At 71.1% G+C, this 23,468-nt stretch carries 22 protein-coding genes; 4 read left to right on the forward strand and 18 right to left on the reverse strand.

What is annotated here, in order from left to right; translation table 11 throughout:
- Positions 1-49 precede the first annotated feature (49 nt).
- Complete coding sequence (locus tag ACFYNL_RS25545; RefSeq protein WP_388807319.1) at positions 50-472, forward strand: hypothetical protein; 423 nt, start codon at positions 50-52, stop codon at positions 470-472.
- Positions 473-596: 124 nt separating this feature from the next.
- Here the strand turns inward: ACFYNL_RS25545 and pstB are convergent, their stop codons facing one another.
- The 12 genes from pstB to mshD form a co-directional block, all read right to left on the reverse strand.
- Positions 597-1,373: a phosphate ABC transporter ATP-binding protein PstB gene (gene pstB / locus ACFYNL_RS25550; RefSeq protein ID WP_388807320.1), complete on the reverse strand. Its 777-nt coding sequence runs from the start codon at positions 1,371-1,373 to the stop codon at positions 597-599.
- Positions 1,374-1,414: 41 nt separating this feature from the next.
- The gene (pstA, locus tag ACFYNL_RS25555; RefSeq protein ID WP_388807321.1) at positions 1,415-2,464 is read right to left on the reverse strand and encodes a phosphate ABC transporter permease PstA; all 1,050 of its coding nucleotides are present in this window, start codon (positions 2,462-2,464) and stop codon (positions 1,415-1,417) included.
- Positions 2,461-3,468 carry a phosphate ABC transporter permease subunit PstC gene (gene pstC / locus ACFYNL_RS25560; protein ID WP_388807322.1) on the reverse strand — a complete coding sequence of 336 codons (1,008 nt, stop codon included), beginning with the start codon at positions 3,466-3,468 and terminating at the stop codon, positions 2,461-2,463. The genes pstA and pstC overlap by 4 nt, the downstream gene beginning before the upstream one ends.
- 140 nt (positions 3,469-3,608) lie before the next feature.
- Positions 3,609-4,733, reverse strand: coding sequence for a phosphate ABC transporter substrate-binding protein PstS (pstS, locus tag ACFYNL_RS25565; RefSeq protein WP_388807323.1), 1,125 nt, complete (start codon positions 4,731-4,733; stop codon positions 3,609-3,611).
- A gap of 242 nt (positions 4,734-4,975) precedes the next feature.
- A complete protein-coding gene (locus tag ACFYNL_RS25570) occupies positions 4,976-5,398 on the reverse strand; it encodes an NUDIX hydrolase (protein ID WP_388807324.1) in 423 nt (140 codons plus the stop codon).
- Positions 5,399-5,446: 48 nt separating this feature from the next.
- Complete coding sequence (locus ACFYNL_RS25575; protein ID WP_388807325.1) at positions 5,447-6,739, reverse strand: CHAD domain-containing protein; 1,293 nt, start codon at positions 6,737-6,739, stop codon at positions 5,447-5,449.
- Positions 6,720-8,957, reverse strand: coding sequence for an RNA degradosome polyphosphate kinase (locus tag ACFYNL_RS25580; protein ID WP_388807326.1), 2,238 nt, complete (start codon positions 8,955-8,957; stop codon positions 6,720-6,722). Before ACFYNL_RS25580 ends, ACFYNL_RS25575 begins: the two co-directional genes overlap by 20 nt.
- A 283-nt stretch (positions 8,958-9,240) precedes the next feature.
- A complete protein-coding gene (locus tag ACFYNL_RS25585) occupies positions 9,241-10,149 on the reverse strand; it encodes a hypothetical protein (RefSeq protein ID WP_388807327.1) in 909 nt (302 codons plus the stop codon).
- Positions 10,146-11,144, reverse strand: coding sequence for an ABC transporter permease (locus ACFYNL_RS25590; RefSeq protein WP_388807328.1), 999 nt, complete (start codon positions 11,142-11,144; stop codon positions 10,146-10,148). The genes ACFYNL_RS25585 and ACFYNL_RS25590 overlap by 4 nt, the downstream gene beginning before the upstream one ends.
- Positions 11,141-12,028, reverse strand: a complete 888-nt coding sequence (locus ACFYNL_RS25595) for an ABC transporter ATP-binding protein (protein ID WP_388807329.1) — start codon at positions 12,026-12,028, stop codon at positions 11,141-11,143. The genes ACFYNL_RS25590 and ACFYNL_RS25595 overlap by 4 nt, the downstream gene beginning before the upstream one ends.
- Positions 12,025-12,429, reverse strand: a complete 405-nt coding sequence (locus ACFYNL_RS25600; protein ID WP_388807944.1) for a GntR family transcriptional regulator — start codon at positions 12,427-12,429, stop codon at positions 12,025-12,027. The genes ACFYNL_RS25595 and ACFYNL_RS25600 overlap by 4 nt, the downstream gene beginning before the upstream one ends.
- Before the next feature lie 154 nt (positions 12,430-12,583).
- Entirely contained in the window at positions 12,584-13,510 is a 927-nt protein-coding gene (mshD, locus tag ACFYNL_RS25605) for a mycothiol synthase (protein WP_388807330.1), read from the reverse strand.
- Between the two features lie 145 nt (positions 13,511-13,655).
- On the opposite strand from mshD, the gene ACFYNL_RS25610 reads away from it, so the two are divergent.
- Together ACFYNL_RS25610 and ACFYNL_RS25615 are read left to right on the forward strand one after the other, a co-directional pair.
- Positions 13,656-15,470 (forward strand): bifunctional metallophosphatase/5'-nucleotidase, encoded by a 1,815-nt coding sequence (locus tag ACFYNL_RS25610; protein WP_388807331.1) that lies wholly within the window; start codon positions 13,656-13,658, stop codon positions 15,468-15,470.
- Positions 15,471-15,563: 93 nt separating this feature from the next.
- A complete protein-coding gene (locus ACFYNL_RS25615; protein ID WP_388807332.1) occupies positions 15,564-16,799 on the forward strand; it encodes a DUF2993 domain-containing protein in 1,236 nt (411 codons plus the stop codon).
- 82 nt (positions 16,800-16,881) lie between these two features.
- Here the strand turns inward: ACFYNL_RS25615 and ACFYNL_RS25620 are convergent, their stop codons facing one another.
- Complete coding sequence (locus tag ACFYNL_RS25620; RefSeq protein WP_388807333.1) at positions 16,882-17,667, reverse strand: carbonic anhydrase; 786 nt, start codon at positions 17,665-17,667, stop codon at positions 16,882-16,884.
- Positions 17,668-17,869: 202 nt separating this feature from the next.
- On the opposite strand from ACFYNL_RS25620, the gene ACFYNL_RS25625 reads away from it, so the two are divergent.
- Complete coding sequence (locus ACFYNL_RS25625) at positions 17,870-18,007, forward strand: hypothetical protein (RefSeq protein ID WP_388807334.1); 138 nt, start codon at positions 17,870-17,872, stop codon at positions 18,005-18,007.
- Positions 18,008-18,027: 20 nt separating this feature from the next.
- Here ACFYNL_RS25625 and ACFYNL_RS25630 read toward each other — a convergent pair whose 3' ends face one another.
- The 5 genes from ACFYNL_RS25630 to ACFYNL_RS25650 form a co-directional block, all read right to left on the reverse strand.
- Positions 18,028-19,461 (reverse strand): ATP-binding protein, encoded by a 1,434-nt coding sequence (locus tag ACFYNL_RS25630; RefSeq protein ID WP_388807335.1) that lies wholly within the window; start codon positions 19,459-19,461, stop codon positions 18,028-18,030.
- A complete protein-coding gene (locus ACFYNL_RS25635) occupies positions 19,458-20,192 on the reverse strand; it encodes a response regulator transcription factor (protein ID WP_388807336.1) in 735 nt (244 codons plus the stop codon). The genes ACFYNL_RS25630 and ACFYNL_RS25635 overlap by 4 nt, the downstream gene beginning before the upstream one ends.
- A gap of 103 nt (positions 20,193-20,295) precedes the next feature.
- Positions 20,296-21,345 (reverse strand): S1C family serine protease, encoded by a 1,050-nt coding sequence (locus ACFYNL_RS25640; RefSeq protein WP_388807337.1) that lies wholly within the window; start codon positions 21,343-21,345, stop codon positions 20,296-20,298.
- A gap of 166 nt (positions 21,346-21,511) precedes the next feature.
- The gene (locus ACFYNL_RS25645; RefSeq protein ID WP_388807338.1) at positions 21,512-22,534 is read right to left on the reverse strand and encodes a LacI family DNA-binding transcriptional regulator; all 1,023 of its coding nucleotides are present in this window, start codon (positions 22,532-22,534) and stop codon (positions 21,512-21,514) included.
- Positions 22,535-22,651: 117 nt separating this feature from the next.
- A complete protein-coding gene (locus ACFYNL_RS25650) occupies positions 22,652-23,431 on the reverse strand; it encodes a winged-helix domain-containing protein (RefSeq protein WP_388807339.1) in 780 nt (259 codons plus the stop codon).
- Positions 23,432-23,468 lie beyond the last annotated feature (37 nt).

The following is a 23,468-nucleotide window of genomic DNA, read 5'->3' on the forward strand; positions in this document are numbered from 1 at the left end:
CCAACGCTTCTGCGAACTTACGTTCGAGAACCAAACGGGAGGAATCACCATGGCGAGTTTTGCCAGACGCCTGGCGTCCGTCACCGGAGCGGTGGGTGCCACGACCGCCACCCTGCTCTACGTCGCTTCACCCGCGTCGGCGGCGATCGAACGCTACGCCGTGAGCACCGTGGGGTCGGGCAGCTACCCGACCGCGGCGGGCTCGCTCGACTTCTACACGTACGACGACTCTTTCAACATCTGCGACAACTCCTCCGACGGCGCCGGCGTGGTCGGTTCCTGGAAGATCGGCACCTCCGGCGCGGTCGAGTCCAGGTACAACGGCAATGGCCGTGCCACGTGCGTCTCCGCCGACGAGAACTTCGCCGAGTCGGCCACGATCTACATCAGGGTCTGTCTCCAGGACAACGGAGACCTGAAGGAAAGCACCTGCAGCCCCTGGAAGAGGGCGTACGCCGACGGCGTGGGGTAACCGCGGTCCGGCCACGGCACAAAAGGAGCCCGCCCCCCGGGGAGCCGGGGGGCGGGCCCTTTTTCGTCCTCGCGGTGGCACCGCCATGCAGCACCGCGAGGGGTTCACATCGCCGGGCGCCGGCTCAGCCGAAGCGGCCCGAGATGTAGTCCTCTGTGGCCTGGACCGACGGGTTGGAGAAGATGCGCTCCGTGTCGTCGATCTCTATGAGCTTGCCGGGCTGGCCGACCGCCGCCAGGTTGAAGAAGGCGGTGCGGTCGGAGACGCGGGCGGCCTGCTGCATGTTGTGCGTCACGATGACGATCGTGAAGCGCTCCTTCAGCTCCCCGATCAGGTCCTCGATGGCCAGGGTGGAGATCGGGTCCAGGGCCGAGCAGGGCTCGTCCATGAGCAGGACGTTCGGCTCGACCGCGATGGCACGGGCGATGCACAGACGCTGCTGCTGGCCGCCCGACAGGCCCGAGCCGGGCTTGTTCAGGCGGTCCTTGACCTCGTTCCAGAGGTTCGCGCCCTTGAGGGACTTCTCGACGATGTCCTGCAGCTCGCTCTTCTTGTAGTTGCCGTTCAGGCGCAGGCCCGCCGCCACGTTGTCGAAGATCGACATGGTGGGGAAGGGGTTCGGGCGCTGGAACACCATGCCGACCTCGCGGCGCACGGACACGGGGTCGATGCCGGCGCCGTACAGGTCCTCGTCGTCCAGGAGCACCTTGCCCTCGACGCGGCCGCCGGGGGTGACCTCGTGCATACGGTTCAGGGTGCGCAGGAACGTCGACTTGCCGCAGCCGGAGGGGCCGATGAAGGCCGTCACCGAGCGGGGCTCCACCGTCATCGAGATGTCTTCGATCGCCTTGTGGGAGCCGTAGTAGGCGGTGAGGCCGCTCACGTCGATTCGCTTGGCCATGATTACGTCACTTCCAGATCTTCGGTCGCTGTAGGGCCGCGTCAGCGACCGGTCTTCGGGGCCTTCCAGCGGGCGATGCCACGGGCCACCAGGTTGAGGATCATCACGAAGGCGATCAGCGTGAGCGACGCGGCCCACGCGCGGTCGAACGCTGCCGGGGAACCGGCGCTGTTCGCGTACTGCTGATAGATGTACAGCGGCAGTGACGCCTGCGCACCCTCGAAGGGGTTGGCGTTGATGAACGCGTTGCCGAACACCAGCAGCAGCACCGGGGCCGTCTCACCGGTGATACGGGCGACGGCCAGCATGATGCCGGTCGTGATACCGCCGATGGAGGTCGGTACGACCACCTTCAGGATGGTGCGCCACTTCGGGACGCCGAGCGCCAGGGACGCCTCGCGCAGCTCGTTCGGGACGAGCTTGAGCATCTCCTCCGTGGAACGGACGACCACCGGCATCATCAGGATCGCGAGCGCGAGCGAGCCGGCGAAGCCGAAGGGCTGCATGTCCAGCATCAGCATGAGGCTGAGGATGAACAGACCCGCGACGATCGACGGGATGCCGGTCATGACGTCGACGAAGAAGGTGATGGCCCGGGCGAGACTCCCGCGGCCGTACTCCACCAGGTAGATCGCGGTCAGCACACCGATCGGCGCGGCGATCAGGGTGGCGAGGCCGACCTGCTCCAGGGTGCCGAGGATGGCGTGGTAGATGCCGCCGCCCGGCTCGGAGTCGGCGACCACGCCCATGGAGTGGGTCAGGAAGTAGACATCGAGGACCTTCACACCGCGCTGCACGGTCGCCCAGACCAGCGAGGCCAGCGGCACGACGGCGAGCAGGAAGGCCACCCAGACCAGCGTCGTGGCGATGCGGTCCTTGGCCTGGCGGGGGCCCTCCACGCGGGAGGCGATGACGTACGTGCTCAGGACGAAGAGCAGACCGGCGATCAGGCCCCACTGGACGCGGCTGTGCAGGCCGGCGCCCAGGCCGACGCCCACGGCCACGGCGACCGAGCCGGCCGCGATCGCGTACGGCGCCCACTTGGGCAGGCGGGCACCCTTGAGGGTGCTGACGGCGGTGGCGGTGCTCATGCGTTGGCCCCCGAGTACTCCTTGCGGCGGGCGATGATCGCGCGGGCCGCGCCGTTGACCAGCAGGGTGATGACGAACAGGACCAGGCCGGAGGCGATCAGGGCGTCCCGGCCGAACTCGCTCGCCTCACCGAACTTGCTGGCGATGTTCTGGGCGAAGGTGCCGCCGCCCGGGTTGAGCAGGCTGGCGTGGATGTCGAAGTCGGGGGAGAGCACGGTGGCCACGGCCATGGTCTCGCCGAGCGCGCGGCCGAGGCCGAGCATCGAGGCGGAGATCACGCCGGAGCGGCCGAAGGGGAGGACCGCCATGCGGATGACCTCCCAGCGGGTGGCGCCGAGCGCCAGGGCCGCCTCCTCGTGCATCTGCGGTACCTGGCGGAAGACCTCGCGGCTCACGTTGGTGATGATCGGCAGGATCATGATCGCGAGCAGGATGCCGACCGTGAGCATCGAACGGGCGGGCCCCCCGTCCCAGGCGAAGAGACCGGTCCAGCCGAGGTACTCGTTCAGCCAGCCGAAGAGGCCGTTCATGTGCGGGACGAGGATCAGCGCGCCCCACAGGCCGTAGACGATGGACGGCACCGCGGCGAGCAGGTCGATCACGTACGCGATCGGGCCGCCGAGCTTGCGCGGGGCGTAGTGCGTCAGGAACAGCGCGATGGCGACGGCGATCGGGACCGCGATCACCATGGCGATGATCGAGGAGACGATCGTGCCGTAGACCAGCACCGCGATGCCGAACTTCGGCGGGACCGCGCTGGTGTTCCACTCGAAGGCGGTGAGGAAGTTCGCCTCGTCCTTGCTGATCGCCAGGCTCGCGCGGTAGGTGAGGAAGACCGCGATGGCGGCCATGATCACCAGCAGGAAGATGCCCGACCCACGGGAGAGACCGAGGAAGATCCGGTCACCGGGTCGGGTGGCGCCCCGGGCGGCACGCTTCTGCTCGGTCGGCGAGGGCTCGGGGACGGGTGGAGGAGCTTGGATGTTCTTCGTCGTTATGTCCATCGGGTTCTCCGGTCTGCGGAGCCGCATGCGGTCTGCGGCGGCTCGGAGGAGCCGTGCGGGTGACACGGCTCCGGGCGGCGGTGCACCGGAAGGTGCGGTCCGGTCCGGGTCACTGGGGCCCGGACCGGACCGCACCCAGGTCAGTTCAGGCCCTCGATGGTCTTGCGGACCTCGGAGATGATCTCCGCGGGCATCGGGGCGTAGTCGTTCTCGGTGAGGATCTTCTGGCCGTCCTCGGAGGCGATGTAGCGCAGGAACGCCTTGGTGCCGGGGAGGGTGTCGGCCTTGTTGCCCTTGTCGCAGACGATCTCGTACGTCACCAGGGTGATCGGGTAGGCGCCGTCGGCCTTGGTGGCGTAGTCCAGCTCCAGCGCCATGTCCTTGCCGGTGCCGACGCGCTTGGCGGCGGCGATCATCTTGGTGGCGTTGGCGACGTTGGCCTCGACCGGCTCGGCGGCACCCGTGTCGATGCTGACCGTGTTGATGCCGTCCTTGGCGTACGACAGCTCCATGTAGCTGATGGCGCCGGAGGTCTGCTTGACCTGCGCGGCGACACCGGAGGAGCCGGAGGCGGACTGGCCGCCCTTGGCCTGCCAGGCCTTGCCGCCCTCGTAGGGCCACTCGGACTTGGCGGTGGCGATCAGGTACTTGGTGAAGTTGTCCGTGGTGCCGGACTCGTCGGAGCGGTGGAACGCCTGGATCTTCAGGTCGGGCAGCTTGACGCCCGGGTTCAGCTTCGCGATCGCCGGGTCGTTCCAGTTCTTGATCTTGTCGTTGAAGATCTTGGCCAGGGTCGGCGCGTCCAGCACGAGCTTGTCGACGCCCGGGACGTTGTAGCCGACCGCGATCGGGCCGCCGACCATCGGCAGGTCGATGCCCTGGCCGTCCTTGCAGATCTTCTTGGAGGCGGCGATCTCCTCCTCGTCCAGCGCGGAGTCGGAACCGGCGAAGGCGACCTGTCCCTGCGTGAACGCGGTGACGCCGGCGCCCGAGCCGCCGCCCTTGTAGTTGATCTGCACGTTCTTGCAGGCGGCGGAGAACTGCTTGACCCAGGCGTCGATCGCGTTCTTCTGCGCGGAGGAGCCGTCGGCGAGCAGCTGGCCCTGGGCGTCGTCGCACTTGATGTTGCCGGCCGCGGCGGTGGACGTGCCGCTGCCGCCGTTGGTGCCGGTTTCGTCGGAGCCGCACGCCGTGAGGGCCAGGGCGCCGGAGACGGCGAGAGCGCCGAGAGCGAGTGCCCGCCGGTTCTTGCGCTGAAGCTTCACTTGAGGGAGTTCCTTCCAGGAGCCGCCGTCCTGAATTCGGCGGCGTGCGAAGAATGGGTGGTGCGGACGTCCCCCGGGGCGCGGTCCGCACCGCGTAAGGCTGAAATTAGGCAGATCAGGTGAAGCGGCCGATTGGCATAAATGAACGAGGGGTGAACCCCTGGGGACGGTGCGGTGAGGTCACGGAACGCTTACGTCGAGGACACGGGTGCATCCCGAGGATTTGTGCGATGTGCCGGTGTTCAGGCGAGGTGCAACGACTCCAGCAAGTCGTCCACGAGGGTGCGGTCCCTCGGCTGGGTCAGCCGGCGCCGGGCGGCCGCGGGGGAGAGCCACCGTATGCGGTCCACCTCCGGGCCCGGGGTGAAGGTGCCCGGTCCCGACTCGGCGGCCCAGTAGCGGACCTCCTTGGGGCGGCCGTTCGCCACGTACCGCACGGTCGGCAGCTCGGCACCGGGGCGAGCGGTGTGCCCCGTCTCCTCCGTCACCTCGCGCAGGGCCCCCTCCAGGGGGTCCTCGCCGCGTTTCAGCTTGCCCTTGGGGTGTGACCAGTCGTCGTACTTCGGCCGATGGATGAGGCATATCTCCAGCTCACCGTCGGCCGGTGAGCGGCGCCACAGGACGCAGCCGGCCGCGCGGACGGTGAGGTCCTTCGCTTGCGTCACCGGTGTGCCTCCTTCCGGGGAAGCCGCCTTCGGGTCAGCGCCTCCGTCTCAGGACGTGCCCACCCTCTGCATCTGCCAGGACTGCTGGAAGGCGAACCGCGCCGCCTCCACCTCGTGCCGCTGATCGGCGTGCAGCACCCCCAGGGCGTACGCCGTCGCCGGGGCGATCCGCGGCGTGCGGGCCGCCTGGGCCGCGGCGGCCGCCGCCTCGGAGGCGTCGCGGTGCCGGTTGAGGGACTGACCGGCTGCCAGCAACCGTACGTCCACCGAGGTGTCGCCGCCGTGCATGGCCTCGCGGGCGTAGCGGTGCAGGCGCAGCAGCAGACGGACCTGGTGCCAGGGCGCGTCCTGCGGGTGCGGGGCCGGATCCGGGGAGAGGCCGTGGATTAGGGCCTCCGCGTTGTAGGGGTGGCCCGCGGTCACCAGGGGGAGCGCGGCTACGGCGTCGGTGAGGCGTTCCTCGGCGGCGGCCGCGAGGGGGCGCAGGTCGGCGGTGGCCGCGGCGGCGGTGAGGGGGACCTCGCTGGCCAGTAAGGCGATGCCGTCGGCCACGGCGTGGAAACGGCTGCTGCCGAGGGCCTGGAGTGCGGTGCTGTGCGCCCGGGTCCGGGCGAGGGTGAGCTGGCGTTCGAGGAGCGCGCCCGCTTTGGCGGCGCCGACCGTGAGGTTGCCCCGGTCGGGGGTGGGCGCCGGGGCGGGCGGGCCGGCGTGGGGCGGTGCCGCCTGCCGCAGGGCGGATGCGGCCCCGGCGACACGGCCGTCCGCGGCCGGGTCCGGCGCGTCGGACGCGGTTCGGGACGGACTGTCCGCGGCGGCGCCGAGCGGGCCGTCGGCCGCGGTCCCGGCTGCGCGCGCCGAGTGGACGCCCGCCGCCGAGTCACCGGCCGTGCCCGCCGCGATCCCCGTGCCGCCCGCGATCCCCGTGCCCGCCTGCGCCGGGAAGACCGGCGCCCCCGACAACCGGTGCAGCGCCAGCAGCAGGCGGTCCAGGCGGGCCGCGTACGCGTGTTCCATGGCGAGGGTTCCCGAGAGCCAGGCCAGTTCCGGGCGGATGGCCTCCGACCAGTCGGGGTCCAGCAGGGGACGGAACGTGTGCAGGCTGGCGCTGATGCGGCGGGCCGAGCGGCGCAGGGCCCGCGCCGCGTCGACGGAATCCACCGAGCCGTTGCCCGCCGGCCGGGACTTCGCCCGGGCGTGGGCGCCCCCCTCGCCGCCGGTCTCCCGGTGCACGCGCAGGGCTCGGAGGAACTCCGTGGCCTGGGCGCGCAGGTAGCCCGCGAGGGCGTCCCCGGTCACCGCCCCGGCCACGGGGTCCGTCGGGTCAAGGTGTTGCTGTGCCACGCCGGCGCCTCCGGGCGTCTATGAGCATCTCCTGGACGTTGCGCAGGGGCTGCCCCTCCACGTCCGTCGCGTGCCGGGTCCACTCGCCCTCCGGCCCCAGGTGCCAGGACGCGGTGGAGTCGGACATACCGGTCTCCATGAACCGGTTCAGCGCGGCGCGGTGGGCGGGGTCGGTGACCCTGACCAGTGCTTCTATACGGCGGTCGAGATTGCGGTGCATCATGTCGGCGCTGCCGATCCACACCTCGGGTTCGCCGCCGTTGCCGAAGGCGAAGACCCGGGAGTGTTCGAGGAAGCGGCCCAGGACCGAGCGGACGCGGACGTTCTCCGACAGCCCCGGCACGCCCGGGCGGACCGCGCAGATGCCGCGGACCCAGATGTCGACCGGCACGCCCGCCTGGGACGCGCCGTAGCAGGCGTCGATGAGCGCCTCGTCGACGATCGAGTTGACCTTGATGCGGACGTAGGCGGGACGCCCGGCACGGTGGTGCTGGACCTCCTTGTTGATCCGCGAGATCAGGCCGTCGCGCAGGGACTTCGGGGCGACCAGCAGACGCCGGTACGTCTCGCGGCGCGAGTAGCCCGACAGGCGGTTGAACAGGTCGGACAGGTCCGCGCCCACCTGCGGGTCCGCCGTCAGCAGGCCCAGGTCCTCGTACAGCCGTGCCGTCTTCGGGTGGTAGTTGCCGGTGCCGACGTGGCTGTAGCGCCGGAGCGTTTCGCCTTCCTGGCGGACCACCAGCGACAGCTTGCAGTGGGTCTTCAGGCCGACGAGGCCGTACACCACATGGCAGCCCGCCTCCTCCAGCTTGCGCGCCCACTTGATGTTGGCGTGCTCGTCGAACCGGGCCTTGATCTCGACCAGGACGAGTACCTGCTTGCCGGCCTCGGCGGCGTCGATGAGCGCGTTGACTATGGGGGAGTCGCCGGACGTCCGGTACAGGGTCTGCTTGATCGCGAGGACGTCCGGGTCGTCGGCCGCCTGCTCCAGGAACGCCTGCACGGAGGTGGAGAAGGAGTCGTACGGGTGGTGCAGGAGGACGTCCCGGTTGCGCAGCGCGGCGAAGATGTCCGGCGCGGACGCCGACTCGACCTCGGCGAGATCGCGATGGGTGCCCGCGACGAACTTCGGGTACTTCAGTTCGGGCCGGTCGATGGAGGCGATGCGGAACAGGCCGGTGAGGTCGAGGGGGCCGGTCAGCGGGTAGACCTCGGCCTCGCTGATCTTCAGCTCGCGCACCAGCAGGTCCAGGACCTCCTGGTTGATGTTCTCCTCGACCTCCAGGCGCACCGGCGGCCCGAAGCGGCGCCGCATGAGCTCCTTCTCCAGGGCCTGGAGCAGGTTCTCGGCGTCGTCCTCCTCCACCTCCAGGTCCTCGTTGCGGGTGACCCGGAAGGCGTGGTGCTCCAGCACCTCCATGCCCGGGAACAGCTCCTCCAGGTGCGCGGCGATGACGTCCTCCAGCGGGACGTACCGGCCGGGGGAGGCCTCCAGGAAGCGGGAGAGCAGCGGGGGCACCTTGACGCGGGCGAAGTGGGGCGTACCGGTGACGGGGTTGCGTACCCGCACGGCCAGGTTCAGGGACAGGCCGGAGATGTACGGGAACGGGTGCGCCGGGTCGACCGCCAGCGGGGTCAGGACCGGGAAGATCTGGTGCCGGAACAGGGTGAACAGGCGGGCCTGCTCCTTCTCCTGCAGTTCGTTCCAGCGGACCAGGTGGATGCCCTCCTCCGCGAGGGCCGGAGCCACGTCCTCGTGGTAGCACGCGGCGTGCCGGGCCATCAGCTCACGGGAGCGGGCCCAGATCATCTCCAGGACCTCGCGGGGCTGGAGGCCGGAGGCGGAGCGGGTGGCGACACCGGTCGCGATACGGCGCTTCAGACCGGCCACGCGGACCATGAAGAACTCGTCCAGGTTGCTGGCGAAGATCGCCAGGAAGTTCGCCCGTTCGAGCAGCGGGGTGTTCGGGTCCTCGGCGAGTTCGAGGACGCGCTCGTTGAACGCGAGCCAGCTGCGCTCCCGGTCCAGGAAGCGGCCCTGGGGCAGCCGGACGCCCTCGATCTCGGTGACCTCGTACGCGTCGAGGTCGGCGTCGATGTCGGGTTCCAACTCGGAGACGACCGCCGAGGAGACCGTGTGCGGGCGGTGTGCCGCTATGGAGCCCACGGAGGGCTGCGCGTGCTGGACGTTCGCCTGGGCGTTTGTGGACTGGCTCATGTGCCCATTGTTCCGCGCGTCGAGGCTTACGGGCGCGTCGGAACGGGCGGGCGGGAGCGTGGTGGCGAGGCGTCGGGCGTACCCGTTGGTCGCGCTCCCCTCCGTGGACGGCGAAGGCTCTGGCACGGCGGGCGTCATTGGCCGAGCGTCGCAAGCCTGTCTGAACCGTTGGTTACGGAGACATGGCGTGCGGGATAGCGGGGGGCGGCTCGCAAAGGTTCCCCGGGTGGCCGGCCGCCGCAGCCGCACGTCCCTCCCCCCGTGGAGGGACGTGCGGCGGGTCTCACGGGGTGCGGCGGCGCAGGATCGCGAAGGCGGCGAGCGTCGCGGCGGCGGCCACGGCGAGCAGGATGCCGGTCTCGGCGTACTGGAGCGGCCAGAAGTGGGACTCGGGGTGGAAGGTCGCCCGGGTCTCGCCCTCCCAGCGCATCTGCCAGGCGGAGCGCGGCAGCTCCAGGCCGCCCTCCTCGACACGGGTGACCGTCGGGCTGAGGTCGTCGCGGGTGCGCTCCAGCACGTTGTGGAGGAGCAACGCGGCCGCGAAGCCGACTCCGGCGGCGGGCAGCGCCCGGCGGCACAGCAGTCCGGCGAGGGCTCCGACGGCGAGGCCCGCCAAGGGGTAGGCGACGACGGTCGGGCCGGTCGCGATGAACACGTCCGGGTAGTACCAGTCCCCGACCAGGCTGGGGTCGTCCTGCCGCACCCAGAGGTTCAGCAGCGCGACCGCGCCGGTGCCGGCGGTGAGCAGGAGTGCCGGGACGGCGAGCTGGGCGGCCAGCCAGCGGGTCGGGGAGACCGACTGGGTCCAGGCCAGCCGCGCGGTGCCGCTCTCCAGCTCCCGCCCGATGAGCGCGCCGCCCGCCCAGGCGGCCACCGGGAAGATCGCGTAGGACAGGACGGCGGCGATCAGCGCGATGAAGGTGCGGTACGTGTCGTCGGCGGTGATCGCCTCGACCGACGCGCAGGTGGGCAGGCCGTCGACGGCGACCGGTTCGGCGCAGGCGCTCATGCCGCGGCGCGCCTCGTCGCCGATCGCATACATCCACACCAGGACGGCCGTGGCGGCGGTCGTCACCAGCACCAGGAGGACCAGGGCCGTGCGGTGCAGCCGCAGGACGGACCAGAGCAGTCCGCTCGGGCCGCGCGCAGTGCGGGTGGTCGGGGCCGTCGTGGCGGTCAGGACGGTGGTCATACGGCGGCTCCGGTACGGCGCTTCAGCAGCCAGAAGGCGACCAGGACCGCCAGGGCCGCGACGGCGAGGACGATGCCGGTCTCCACGAGCTGCAGGGGCCAGAAGTGGGAGGAGGGGTGGAAGTCGCGGTAGAAGCCGACGATGTCGTGCTCGGCGAGGCACTTGGCGTCGTCGACGCAGATCGGGTCCGGGATCCGGGCGCCGGAGGAGGTGATCGCGCCCTCGTCGACGACCATGCCGATGTAGGGCGGGTACTCGTGTGTGTTCGTGAGCGTCTCCAGCGGCCACAGGTAGGGGCGCAGAACGCCGAGCACGGTCGTCAGGAGGGCCAGGCCGACGACCGCCAGGCCGAGCGCGGGCAGGGCGCGGCGCTGGAGCAGGCCCGCCAGGACGCCGAAGGCGAGGCCGAGGAGGGCGTAGGAGATGCCGACGGTGCCGTTGGCTTCGAAGGCGGTGCCCTGGTACCAGCTCAGCGTGCCCATGGCCGCCCGCAGCGGGCCGTCCACCGACCACAGCATGCGGTGCAGCAGCGTGAGCACGAGCATGCCGGTGGTGAGGAGGACGGCCGGGACGGCGAGCTTGGCGGCCAGCCAGCGGGCCGGGGAGACCGACTGCGTCCACGCCAACTGGGCCGTACCGCTCTCCAGTTCACGCCCGATGAGCGCGGCGCCCGCCCAGCCGGCGGTGAGGAACGGCGCGAGACCCAGGAGGCCGGCGCCGACGCCGATGGCCGTGTCGTACATGTCGTAGGCGGGGCCCAGGTTGTCGCAGCCCAGGCCGGGATCGTTCGTGTCGCAGTGCAGGGTGCGGTACTCGGACCAGGCGGCGTCCGCGCCCGGACCGTACGCCCACAGCAGCGCTCCCGCGCCGACGGCCACCAGCAGCACCCAGAACCACAGCGCCCAGCGGTGCACCCGCAGCAGCGCCCAGAGCAGTCCGCGCGGTCCCCGGGAGGGCTCGTGGGTGGTGGACCTCTCCAGCGTCAGGGCGGTCATGCGGCGACCTCCTGCACACCGTCGAAGCGCAGGGCCGGTGCCTCGGGAGCGCGCAGGTGCGCCAGGACCAGTTCCTCCAGGGTCGGTGCCGAGGTCTGCCAGGTGTCGCCGAGGGGTCCCGCGGGGCGGATCAGCGCCGTGAGCTGACGTCCCGTCGTGCGGGACTCGACCACGGTGTGCGGGGCGAGCGGCGTCTCGGCCCGGGCCTTGACGAGCCGGTGCGCGGCGAGCAGGTCGTCCAGCGGGCCGGCGAGGCGGACGCGGCCGGAGCCGAGCAGCAGGAGGTGGTCGCAGGCGCCGTCCAGCTCGGCGACGACGTGCGAGGACATGACAACCGTGGTGCCGCGCTCGGCGGCGTCGGCCATGAGCGTGGCCATCAGCTGGTGCCGGGCGAGGGGGTCCAGGTCGGCCATGGGCTCGTCCAGGAGCAGCAGTTCGGGGCGCTTGCCGAGGGCGAGCGCGAGGGCGACGCGGGTGCGCTGGCCGCCGGAGAGCGTGCGGATCTTGGCGTCGGGGTCGAGTTCGCCCTCGGCGACGATCCGCTCGGCGGCCCGGGTGTCCCAGCGGCCGGGGTTGAGCTCGCGGCCGAAGCGCAGGGTGTCGGCGACGGTGAGCTGGGGGTGCAGGGGCTTGTCCTGGGCGACGTACGCGAGGCGCTCGCGGACGGCCGCCGGGGCCTGGCCGAACACGGTGACCGTGCCCTCGGTGGGCCGCAGCAGTCCGGCGGCGAGGGACAGCAGCGTCGACTTGCCCGCGCCGTTCGGCCCGACGACGGCGCAGACGCTGCCCGCCGGGAGCCGGAAGGCGCAGCCGTCCAGCGCGGCTGTGCGGCGTCGCCCGAACCTCCTGGTCAGCGCCGCCGCCTCGATGGCGCTCTCGGTCATGAGTCGTCCCCCTTGAAGTGCGTGTCCTGCTTGAAGTGCGTGTCCAGTACGGAAGTGAAGAGCGCGTCCACGTCGTCGCGGTCCAGCCCGGCCTCGCGGGCCCGCACGGCCCAGGCGTCCAGCTCGGTGCGCAGCGGCGAGTCGGCCGGGGCGGTGTTCAGTCCGCGCCGTACGAACGTGCCGAGCCCCCGGCGCGCCTCGACCAGGCCCTCGCGTTCCAGTTCGCGGTAGGCCTTGAGGACGGTGTTGGGGTTGATGGCGGTGGCCTCGACGACCTCGCGGGCCGTGGGCAGTTTGTCGCCCGGCTCCAACACGCCCAGGCGCAGCGCCTGTTTGGTCTGCTGGACGATCTGTACGTAGGTGGCGACGCCGGAGCGTCGGTCGATGCGGTACTCGACCACCCGTTCCACCACCCTTTCACTAATTGAGTAGTGAAAGGGTGGTGGAAAGAAAGGGGCGGCGTCAAGGCTGCCGCCCCTTAAGGGGGTTATGTGTGGATCGACTTCCCGTTGTGGCCCGGTATGTCACGTCCCCGGATGTCCGGCCTCCGGTAGGTCAGGTCTCCGTGCGGTACATCAGGTCCGTCTCGTACGTGGTGAACCCCAGCCGCTCGTACACCGACACCGCCGCCTTGTTGTCGGCGTCGACGTACAGCATCGCCGTCGGCAGTCCCTGTGCGGCCAGATGCCGCAGCCCGATCGTCGTCAGGGCCTTGCCCAGCCCCCCGCCCTGCGCGCCCGGGCGCACGCCGAGGACGTACACCTCGCCGAGCCCGTCGGCCGCGTGGACCTTCGTCCAGTGGAAGCCGACGAGTTCACCCGCGCGCTCCGCCAGGAAGAACCCGGCCGGGTCGAACCACGGCTCGGCCTTGCGGTCGTCGAGGTCCCGCTGGGTGAGGGAGCCCTGCTCGGGGTGGTGCGCGAACGCCTCGGCGTTCACGGCGAGCCAGGCGGAGTCGTCCTGGCCGGGCACGAAGGCGCGCACCGTCACGCCCTCGGGGAGCACCGGGTCGGGCAGGTTCAGGTCGGCCAGGGAGCGGCGCATCTGGCGCAGTTCGCGGAACAGCGTGAGGCCGAGCACCTGGGAGAGGTGGCGGGCGGCGGCGTGGCCGCCGTGGGCCCACACCCGCAGCCGTTTGCCGGACGCGGCGAGCAGGGCCGAGCCCAGGGCGCGGCCGTGACCGTGGCCGCGGTGCGAGGGGCGGACGACCAGTTCGGCGGCCGGCGCCTCCACCGGATCGGTGTCCTCCAGCTGGGCGTAACCGACGAGTTCGCCCGCGACCGTCAGCAGCAGATGCGACACGCCCTCGCGCTCGCCGCCCCGCAGCTGCAGCCGGCCCTGCTCGGACACCGCCTGCTGCCCGTCGTTGCGGGCGGCCTCCGCGAGCAGGTCCAGTACGGCCTCGGTCTGCTCCGGGGAGAGCGCAAAGTGGGTCTCGATGGCGCGGGACGAGAGGGGGTGTGCGGTGTCGTCGCTGGTCATGCGTACGAGGGTAAGGGGCCGCCTGGTCAAAGTCCCGGCACAGAAGCAATCAACGTGTGACCTGAATCCCCTGTCGCGCTACGCGCGTTGACTCTAGGCTGCCGCCCGACGGGGCCATGTCACACCTAGACCGACAGGGGGGCGCATGCCAGCCACATCCCACCAGAACCACCGCAGACGCCGTACGTACGCGCTGATAGCGACCGCGGCGTCGCTCGCCACCGCGGGCGCGCTGGTCGCCGCCCTCCCCGGGGCGGCGACGGCGACGGAGAGCTCGGACCGGCACGGCGGCGGCCACCACTTCAGCCGCTACCAGGACGTGCAGCTGCTGTCCTTCAACGACCTGCACGGCAACCTGGAGCCGCCGTCCGGCTCGTCCGGCCGGGTCACCGAGCACCAGCACGACGGCACCACGAAGACCATCGACGCGGGCGGCGTGGAGTACCTCGCCACGCACCTGCGGAAGGCCCGCGAGGGCAACAAGTACTCCGTCACCGCCGCCGGCGGCGACATGGTCGGCGCCTCCCCGCTGATCTCCGGCCTGTTCCACGACGAGCCCACCATCGAGGCGCTGAACAAGCTCGACCTGGACGTCACCTCCGTCGGCAACCACGAGTTCGACGAGGGCCCCAAGGAACTGGCCCGCCTGCAGAAGGGCGGCTGCCACCCGACGGCCGGCTGCTACACGGACGAGGAGTTCGAGGGCGCCGACTTCCCGTACCTCGCCGCGAACGTCCTGAACGAGAAGACCGGCAAGCCGATCCTCAAGCCCTACTGGGTCTGGAAGAAGAAGGACGTCAAGGTCGGCTTCATCGGCGTGACCCTGGAGGACACCCCGGGCGTCGTCTCGGCCGAGGGCGTCAAGGGCCTGAAGTTCAAGGACGAGGTCGAGACGATCAACAAGTACGCCCGCGTGCTCCAGAAGCAGGGCGTGAAGTCGATCGTCGCCCTCATCCACGAGGGCGGGGCCCCCGCCTCGACGTCGTACAACTACGACTGTGACGCGCCGGGCGCGGGCGACGGGATCTCCGGTCCGATCGTCGACATCGCCAAGAACATCACGCCGCAGGTCGACGCGCTGGTCACCGGCCACACGCACGCCGCGTACGCGTGCACGATCGCCGACCCGTCGGGCAAGCCGCGCACGGTCACGTCGGCCGCGTCCTTCGGCCGCCTCTACACCGACACCACGCTGACGTACGACCGCTTCACCGGCGACATCGCCCGTACGGCCGTGAAGTCGGCGAACCACGTGGTCACCCGGGACGTCCCCAAGGCGCCCGACATGACCGAGCTGATCAGCAGGTGGAACACCCTCGCGGCGCCCATCGGCAACCGCGCGATCGGCTACATCTCCGCCGACATCCCCAGCACCGGCACCGAGTCCCCGATGGGCGACCTGATCGCGGACGCGCAGCTCGCGCACGGCAAGGAGCTGGACCCGGAGACCGACCTGGCGCTGATGAACCCCGGTGGCATCCGGGCACCGCTGACCTACGCGGCCAAGGGCGCCGAGGGCGACGGTGTGGTGACGTACGCCGAGGGCTTCACCGTGCAGCCGTTCTCCAACACCGTGAACCTTCAGGACCTCACCGGCGCACAGCTGATCCAGGTGCTCAAGGAGCAGGTCAGCGGCACGAACGCGGCCTCGCCCAAGGTCCTCCAGGTGTCCTCGGGCCTGACGTACACGCTGGACCTGACGAAGACGGGGGCGGACCGGGTGGTGACCGACTCCATCAAGCTGAACGGTGAGGCCGTCAACCCGACGGCCACCTACCGCGTCGCCACGAACAGCTTCCTCGCGGGCGGCGGCGACGGTTTCCCGACGCTGGGTCAGGGCACGAACGACCTGGTCGGCTCCGACGACCTGACGGCGCTGGAGAAGTACCTGACGGCCAACTCCTCGGCGTCGAACCCGATCGCGCCGCCGGCGGCGAACCGGATCACGGTCGTGAAGTAGTTCGACGCGGGATCGTGTGAACCGGCGTGAACTAGATCGCAAACCCCCGGTAGAGGTTGCGGGTGGGGGGCGTGCGCATGGTCGGATGGACCGATGCGTTCCCCCCACCACATAACGACGCATCCCTACACAAACCCATACGAGGAGCTCGCCGCACTCGACGACGGTCCGCTGGACGAGTTCCTCCACGAGGACACGCGCGACGGACCAGGCGAGCAGGACGAGCGGGACCAGGCGGCGGCCCAGGACGACCCCTGGGCCCCGCCCAACCACCGCCGCAACGGCCGTCGCCGCCGGCGCGGTCGCTTCGCGGGGCTTCCCCTCGCGCTCAAGGCGGTGGTCGCCCTGCTCGTCCTCGCCGCCTTCCTCGCCCTGGGCGACCGCTGGGCCCTGCTGTACGCCGAGCGCAGAGCCGCGGACACCCTCAAGGACCGGCTGCATCTGACCGCGGCCCCCGAAGTCGAGATCGGCGGCTTCCCCTTCCTCACCCAAGTCGCCGACGAGCGGCTGGACTCGGTGCGGATCACCGTCCCCGACGTGGCCGCCGACCGGATCTCGCTCGCCCAGGTGACGGCGACGGCGAAGGACGTACGTCTGGACACCGACGGCCCGACCGAGGTGCGCGGCGCCGACGTCCCCCACCTGGAGGGCGACGTCCTGCTCTCGTTCGCGGACCTGAACCGCGAACTCGGCGCCTCCCAGGTGACGTTCACCGGCGAGGGCGACAACCGCGTCCGGGCACGCGGCACCCTGCCGGTCGCCGGACACGACCTGCGGCTGCGCGCCGAGGCCCGCATCGTGCGCGAGGGCGACCGCGGCATCGCGACACACATCGCCGGCATGCGCCTGGACATCGGGGACCTGGCCACGTACCGCCCCGGCGCCCGCGCCTCCCAGGGGCTGCACCTGAGCCCGCGGTCGGCGGAGCGCCTCGCCAAGGAGACCGAGAAGGCGAAGGCGCTGCTGTCGGTCCCCTCCGTGGTACGGCGGCTGGGCGTGCCCGACTCACTGGTGCGCGACGCCCTGCGCAGCGAGGCCAAGCTCACCGAGCTGACCGGCACCCCGCGTTTCGCCCAGCGGGCGATGAAGCTCAACCTCATCGACCTGGCCCTGGACCACCCCGAGCTCCTCAAGCGCCTCGGCTTCGACCCGGCCCTCCTCGACGCCCTGCCCCGCCTCACCCGGCCGGTCCTCGCCGACCAGCTGTCCCTGGGCTTCCGCCTGCCCGAACCGCCGAGCGGTGAGCTGCGGTTGCGGGACGTGCGGGTGGAGGAGGACGGGATCAGGGTGCGCCTGGAGGGCGCGGGGCTCACCGTCGGCGGCAGGTGAGTGCCGTCCCTGGCCGAGGGACGCCAGGGCGAGCGGGTGCGGCAGCGTCCGGGAGGACGGCCGTACCGCTCGCCCCGCGGCGTCAGCACAGGCGGTGGACGCCCTGGGTCGTCAGTTCGTAACGGGCGCCGACGATGGCCAGTTCGCCCGCGGCGACCTTCGCGGCGAGGTGCGGTTCCGCGGCGAGGCGGGCGTGGACGGCCCGTACGTTGGCGTCGATGGTCGAGTCGACGCGGGCGTCGCCCTCCTTGCTGCGGTCTATGTTCGGCGCTATCTGGTCGGCTATGTACTGGATGTGGGCAGGCAGCCGCTCGTCCGACCCGTCCGCCGCGACCGCGGCCTTCACCGCGCCGCAGGACTGGTGCCCGAGCACCACGACCAGCGGGATGTCCAGTTCGAGCACACCGTAGGCGACGCTGCCCAGTACGGCCTCGTCCAGCACCTCACCGGCGGAGCGCACGGTCATCAGGTCGCCGAGGCCCTGGTCGAAGACCAGCTCCGGAGGGACACGGGAGTCGATGCAGCCGAGTACGACGGCGAAGGGGTGCTGACCGGACGTCAGGGCCTGACGCACGGCGGGCGACTCGTCGGGGTGCCGTTCACGGTAGCTGCGCCAGCGCCGGTTGCCGGCCGCGAGGGCTCGCAGGGCTTCCGCGGGGGTGCTGGGACGGTGGCCGGAGGCCGTGGTGGCCGGCGCGGCGGCGGCGGAGCCCGAGCCGAGGGCGGCGGTGGTTCCCAGCGCCGCTGCCCCGGTCAGCCCGGCCCGCAGCAGTGCGCGGCGGGCGAGCGAGGGGAAGGCGAACCGCTTGTGAGCGGAGGCGGAGGCGGAGGCGGCCGGCTCGGGGCCGGCGGATCTGTCGGAGTTCACGAACTGGAACGTACGCTCGACAAAGCGGACTGGCGTTCACGTTGCCGAATCATGGCCGGGCGCGGAGAACTCATGATCGAGCGTTGGCACCCTCTTGGTGTTTTCCCGCGCCCGCCTTGACTCTTCCGGCTGCGCCCGGGGCTCAGGGGAAGGGCCCGAGCAACGGGTTGCCGCTGACTGCGGAAGGGGTGTGCACGACCTCATGGACAGCCACCTCCGGCTGTTCTGGCAGCGGACCGGTGACCCTGTTGCCTACGCGGAAGGCAACGGCATCGGCGAGGTGACCGACGATCCGGAGAAGGTCCTGTTCTTCCGTTTGTCCTACGGTCTCGTCACATGAAGGGCCCCGCGTGACCGCCGCTACGGAATTTCCGGCGGAGCCGTAGGCGCCCCCGGCAGCCGTACGGTCGCCACCGTGCCGCCGCCCTCCGCGCGCTCCAGGGTGACCTGGCCGCCGGCCTGCTCGACGGTCCGGGCCACGATCGACAGACCCAGTCCCGACCCCGGCAACGCCCGCGCGCTCGGTGAACGCCAGAAGCGGTCGAAGACGTAGGGGAGTTCGTCGGCGGGGATGCCGGGGCCGTGGTCGCGGACGGTGAGGACGCCGTCGTGCAGGGCGACCTCGATCGTGCCGCCCTCAGGGCTGAACTTCACCGCGTTGTCGAGAACGTTGACCACCGCGCGCTCCAGCGCCGCCGGTTCCGCGCGGACGTACCAGGGCCGGAGGTCGGCCGTGATCGTCAGTTCCGGGCCGCGCAGGCGGGCTCGGCGCAGCGCCGACTCCACCGTGTCCTCCAGCGAGATCACCTGGACGCGCTCACCGCGCTGGCCCTCCGAACGGGACAGTTCCTGCAGGCCACCGATGAGAGCCGCCAGTTCGGTCATCTGGGCCTTCACCGAGGCGAGCAGCGCCTTGCGGTCGGCTTCGGGGATCGGGCGGCCCGTCTCCTCGCTGCGGGTGAGGAGTTCGATGTTGGTGCGCAATGACGTCAGTGGGGTACGCAGCTCGTGGCCCGCGTCGGCGATGAGCTGCTGTTGGAGCTCGTGGGAGCTGGCCAGCGCCGATGTCATGGAGTTGAAAGAGCGGGACAGGCGCGCCACCTCGTCCTCGGCGTCGTCCTCGACGGGGATGCGGATGTTCAGGTCCTCGGTCCGGGCCACGTGCTCGACGGCCTCGGTGAGCTTGTCGACGGGGCGCAGTCCGGCGCGGGCGACGGCGAGGCCGGCGGCTCCGGCGCCGAGTACTCCCACGCCGGAGACGAGGAGGAGGATCAGGGCCAGTTCGTTGAGGGTGGCGTGGGTGCCCTTCAGAGGGGTCGCGAGCTGCAGGGCGACCCCTCGTGAATCGGCCTGGTCGACGCCCAGGTACACGGTCAGCACCCGTACGGCGTCGCCGCCCTCGGTGGTGCCGTCGCGGAACATGCCCTCGCTGCTCTTCGCGTTCTTGATCACGGTCTTGTCGGAGTCGGTGACCTTGACCGCGCCCGGGGAGTTCGGGTCGACGCAGGGAGCGCCCTCCTCCTTGATCGCCTGGACGTAGTCGTTCCGCCCCGGGAACAGCTGGGCGTTCTCCTGCGGGGTCTGGGTGCACCTCTGCAGGAGCGCTGTGACCGTTCCGGGCCTGCGCGCCATGTCCTTCAGGTCGGAGTCGACCTGCTCGTACAGCTTCCCCTGCACGATGAACCAGCACGTCACCGAGACCGCGGCCACCGCGAACGCCACCGCCGCCGCCACCAGCAGCGCCAGCCGCGAGCGGATCGGCAGGGACCGGTACCGGCGCACCAGACGCTTCACTCCGCCCCGCCCTGCCGCAGCACGTACCCCACGCCCCGGACCGTGTGCACGAGCCGCGGCTCGCCGCCCGCCTCGGTCTTGCGGCGCAGGTACATGACGTACACGTCCAGGGAATTGGAGCTCGGCTCGAAGTCGAAGCCCCACACCGCCTTCAGGATCTGCTCCCGGGTGAGGACCTGCCGTGGATGCGCCAGGAACATCTCCAGCAGCGTGAACTCGGTACGGGTCAGCTCCACCGGCCGCCCACCCCGGGTGACCTCCCGCGTGGCGAGGTTCATGCGCAGGTCGGCGAAGGTCAGCGCGTCGTCCTCCTCCACCGTGCCCGCCCCGGCCGCCGCGTAGGAGCTGCGCCGCAGCAGCGCGCGGACCCGGGCGAACAGCTCGTCCAGTTCGAAGGGCTTCACGAGATAGTCGTCGGCGCCCGCGTCCAGCCCCGTGACGCGGTCACCGACCGTGTCGCGGGCCGTCAGCATCAGGATCGGGGTCGTGTCGCCGGCGCCCCGGATGCGGCGGGCCGCGGTCAGGCCGTCCATGCGGGGCATCTGGATGTCCAGGACCACCAGGTCGGGCCGGTAGGCCGACGCCTTCTCCAGGGCGTCGGCGCCGTCGACCGCGACCTCGGTGTCGTACCCCTCGAAGGCGAGGCTGCGCTGGAGTGCTTCACGCACGGCCGGCTCGTCGTCGACGATCAGGATGCGCTGGGGGTCACGGTCGCCGTCGGCGGGACTCATGGGCTCGGGATCCTCGGGTGTGGTGGGACGGGGAGGGGCGGCTGTACGCCTTCAGCCTCGCATGTCCGGTCTCGGCTTCTCGGCCGGACTTTGCGGACACGGCCTAGCTCTGCGCCCCCGACCGCAGCGTCGCCAGGTCGGACTTGACGGTGTCGATCGGGATGGCGAAGCCGAGGCCGACGCTGCCGGCGTCGCTGGAGCTCGATCCCGCCGGCGAGTACATCGCGGAGTTGATGCCGATGATGTTGCCGTTCATGTCGATCAGCGCACCGCCGGAGTTGCCGGGGTTCAGTGAGGCGTCGGTCTGCAGGGCCTTGTACGTCGTGGTGTCCGAGCCGGTGTCGCCGTTGAACTGGCGCCCGCCGAACTCGAACGGCCAGCCGCCGTCCGGCTGTTGCTGCCCCTCGTCCGTGGAGACGGTCACGTCGCGGTCGAGGGCCGAGACGATACCGCTGGTGACGGTGCCGGTCAGGCCCTCGGGGGAGCCGATCGCCACGACCTGGTCGCCGACCTGCACCCGGCTGGAGTCGCCGAGGCCGGCCGCCTTGAGACCGGAGGCGTTCTCCAGTTTGATCAGCGCGAGGTCCTTCTTGCTGGCGGTGCCGACGACCTTGGCGGTGTACGACTTCCCGTCGCTGGTGGAGACCTTGATCTGCGAGGCGCCCGCGATGACGTGGTTGTTGGTGACGATCTCGCCGTCACTGGTGATGATCACGCCGGAGCCGGTGGAGGACCCGGCGTTCGAGGCCGCGTTGATCTCGACGATGCTGGGACCGACCGCCTTGGCGACCCCGGCGACGGTGCCCTTCTGGCTGGCGGGGACGACGTTGGTGTTCGTGGCGCCGGCGCCGGCGACGGTGTCGCTGCGGGTCAGCTCCTGGATGCCGTACGCCGTGCCGCCTCCGATCGCCGCGGCCACGATCGCCACGGCGGCGATCAGGGCGACGGGACCGCGGTTGCGGCGTCGCTCCCTCGGCGCCTGGGCGACGGGCTCGGTGAGAAGCGTGGTGGGCGTTCCGCCGCCCGCCTGGTGCGCCGAGGGCCGGTATGCAGGCGGGGGCGGCCATTCCGGGTCGACGGGGGAGGAGGCGTGCTGCTCGGCGCCCTGGTAGGGGTTCTCGTGATCGCCGCTGCGGCGGAAGCTCTCGGTCATGGAAATGAGCTTGTCGCCCGTCCATGAGAGCTTCCTGAGTGCTGACTGAGAAGCCCGGCAGAAGAGCGTATGCCCGATGTAAAGGCCGCACCGGCGGCAGGCGGCCGCCCCTCGGAGAGCTCTCAGGAAAGCCGTCGGGACCGCGACCCCGTCAGCCCCGCCGCTCTCAGGCGCACCCGCAGGACCGCCGGGTCACGAGCCGCGACGGGAACACCTTCAACCGCTCCCGCCGGGAGCCCGCGACGCGCAACCCGTCGTCGAGGACCAGGTCCACCGCGGCCCGGGCCATCGCCGACCGGTCCGACGCGATGGTCGTCAGCGGCGGGTCCGCCAGCGCCGCTTCCTTGATGTCGTCGAACCCGGCGACGGCCAGCTTCCCGGGCACGTCGATCCGCAGCTCACGAGCCGCGCGCAACACACCGATCGCCTGGTCGTCGGTGGAGCAGAAGATCGCGGGCGGCCGGTCCGGCCCCGAGAGGATGTCCAGCGCTATGCGGTACGCGTCGTAGCGGTTGTACGGCGCCTCGAAGAGCCGTCCCTCGGTGGGGAGCCCGGCCTCGGCCATGGCCCGCCGCCAGCCCTCGACGTGGTCGGAGACCGGGTCGCCGACCGCCGGGGTCTCCGCGGTGCCGCCCATACAGGCGACGTACTCGTACCCGTGCTCCAGCAGGTGGCGGACGGCGAGCTGGGCGCCGCCCAGGTCGTCGGTGACGACGGCGACGTCGTCGATGGCCTCGGGCCGCTCGTGCAGCAGCACGACCCGGGCGTCCCAGGCCTCGATCTCGGCGGCGGCCAGGTCGTTCAGGGCGTGGGAGACGAGGATGAGTCCGGAGACCCGCATGCCGAGGAACGCCCGCAGATAGTGGACCTCGCGCTCGCCCACGTAGTCGGAGTTGCCGACGAGAACCATCTTCCCGCGCTCGGCGGCGGCCCACTCGACGGCGTGCGCCATCTCTCCGAAGAAGGGCTGGCGTGCGTCCGGCACGATCAGGCCTATGAGATCCGTGCGCCGCGAGGCCATCGCCTGCGCGACCCGGTCCGGACGGTAGCCCAGCTCCTTGATCGCGGCGAGGACACGCTCGCGCGTGGCCGGGGCGACCGGCCGGGGTCCGTTGTTGATGACATAACTGACGACGGCAGTGGAGGTCCCTGCCAGTCGCGCGACGTCATCCCGAGTCACCTTGGCCACGCGCGGAGTCTACGCGGATGGACCCGCTCTGGGCAGGGCGTGAAGGAGCTTGCCCGGCGCCCGACCACGGCTTCGCTGTGCGAAAGCAACGCGGGCCCCGCCCCGTCGGAGCCCCCGCTAGGCCTCGGCGTGGACCTCGGCGCCGTCCAGGGCCGCCGTCTCGTCCGCATCGTCCGACTTTGAACGGCTTGCCTTGGCCTTGGCTTCGTCGGCGGCGCGCTCGACCTTCTCGGGCGTAACGAATCGATAACCGACGTTCCGGACGGTGCCGATGAGCGACTCGTGCTCGGGGCCGAGCTTCGCCCGCAGCCGTCGTACGTGCACGTCGACCGTCCGGGTGCCACCGAAGTAGTCGTAGCCCCACACCTCCTGCAGGAGCTGCGCGCGCGTGAAGACGCGGCCCGGGTGCTGGGCGAGGTACTTCAGGAGCTCGAACTCCTTGAAGGTGAGGTCGAGGACCCGTCCCTTGAGCTTGGCGGAGTAGGTCGCCTCGTCCACCGACAGGTCGCCGTTGCGGATCTCCATCGGGGAGTCGTCGTTGACGATCTGCTGGCGGCCCATGGCGAGCCGCAGCCGCGCCTCCACCTCGGCGGGACCCGCGGTGTCGAGCAGGACGTCGTCGATGCCCCAGTCGGCGGTGACGGCGGCGAGGCCGCCCTCGGTGACGACGAGGACGAGGGGGCAGCCGGGCCCGGTCGAGCGCAGGAGCTGGCACAGGCTGCGGACCTGCGGGAGGTCGCGGCGTCCGTCGATCAGGATGACGTCGGCGCCCGGGGTGTCGACGAGTGCGGGGCCTTCGGCCGGGGCCACGCGCACGTTGTGCAGCAGCAGGCCGAGGGCGGGGAGCACCTCCGTCGACGGCTGGAGGGCATTGGTCAGGAGCAGCAGAGAACTCATACGTCTGGTTCCTCCTCGGTCCCTGCGAGGACATTGC

Source organism: Streptomyces sp. NPDC007808, assembly GCF_042868655.1.
GTDB lineage: Bacteria > Actinomycetota > Actinomycetes > Streptomycetales > Streptomycetaceae > Streptomyces.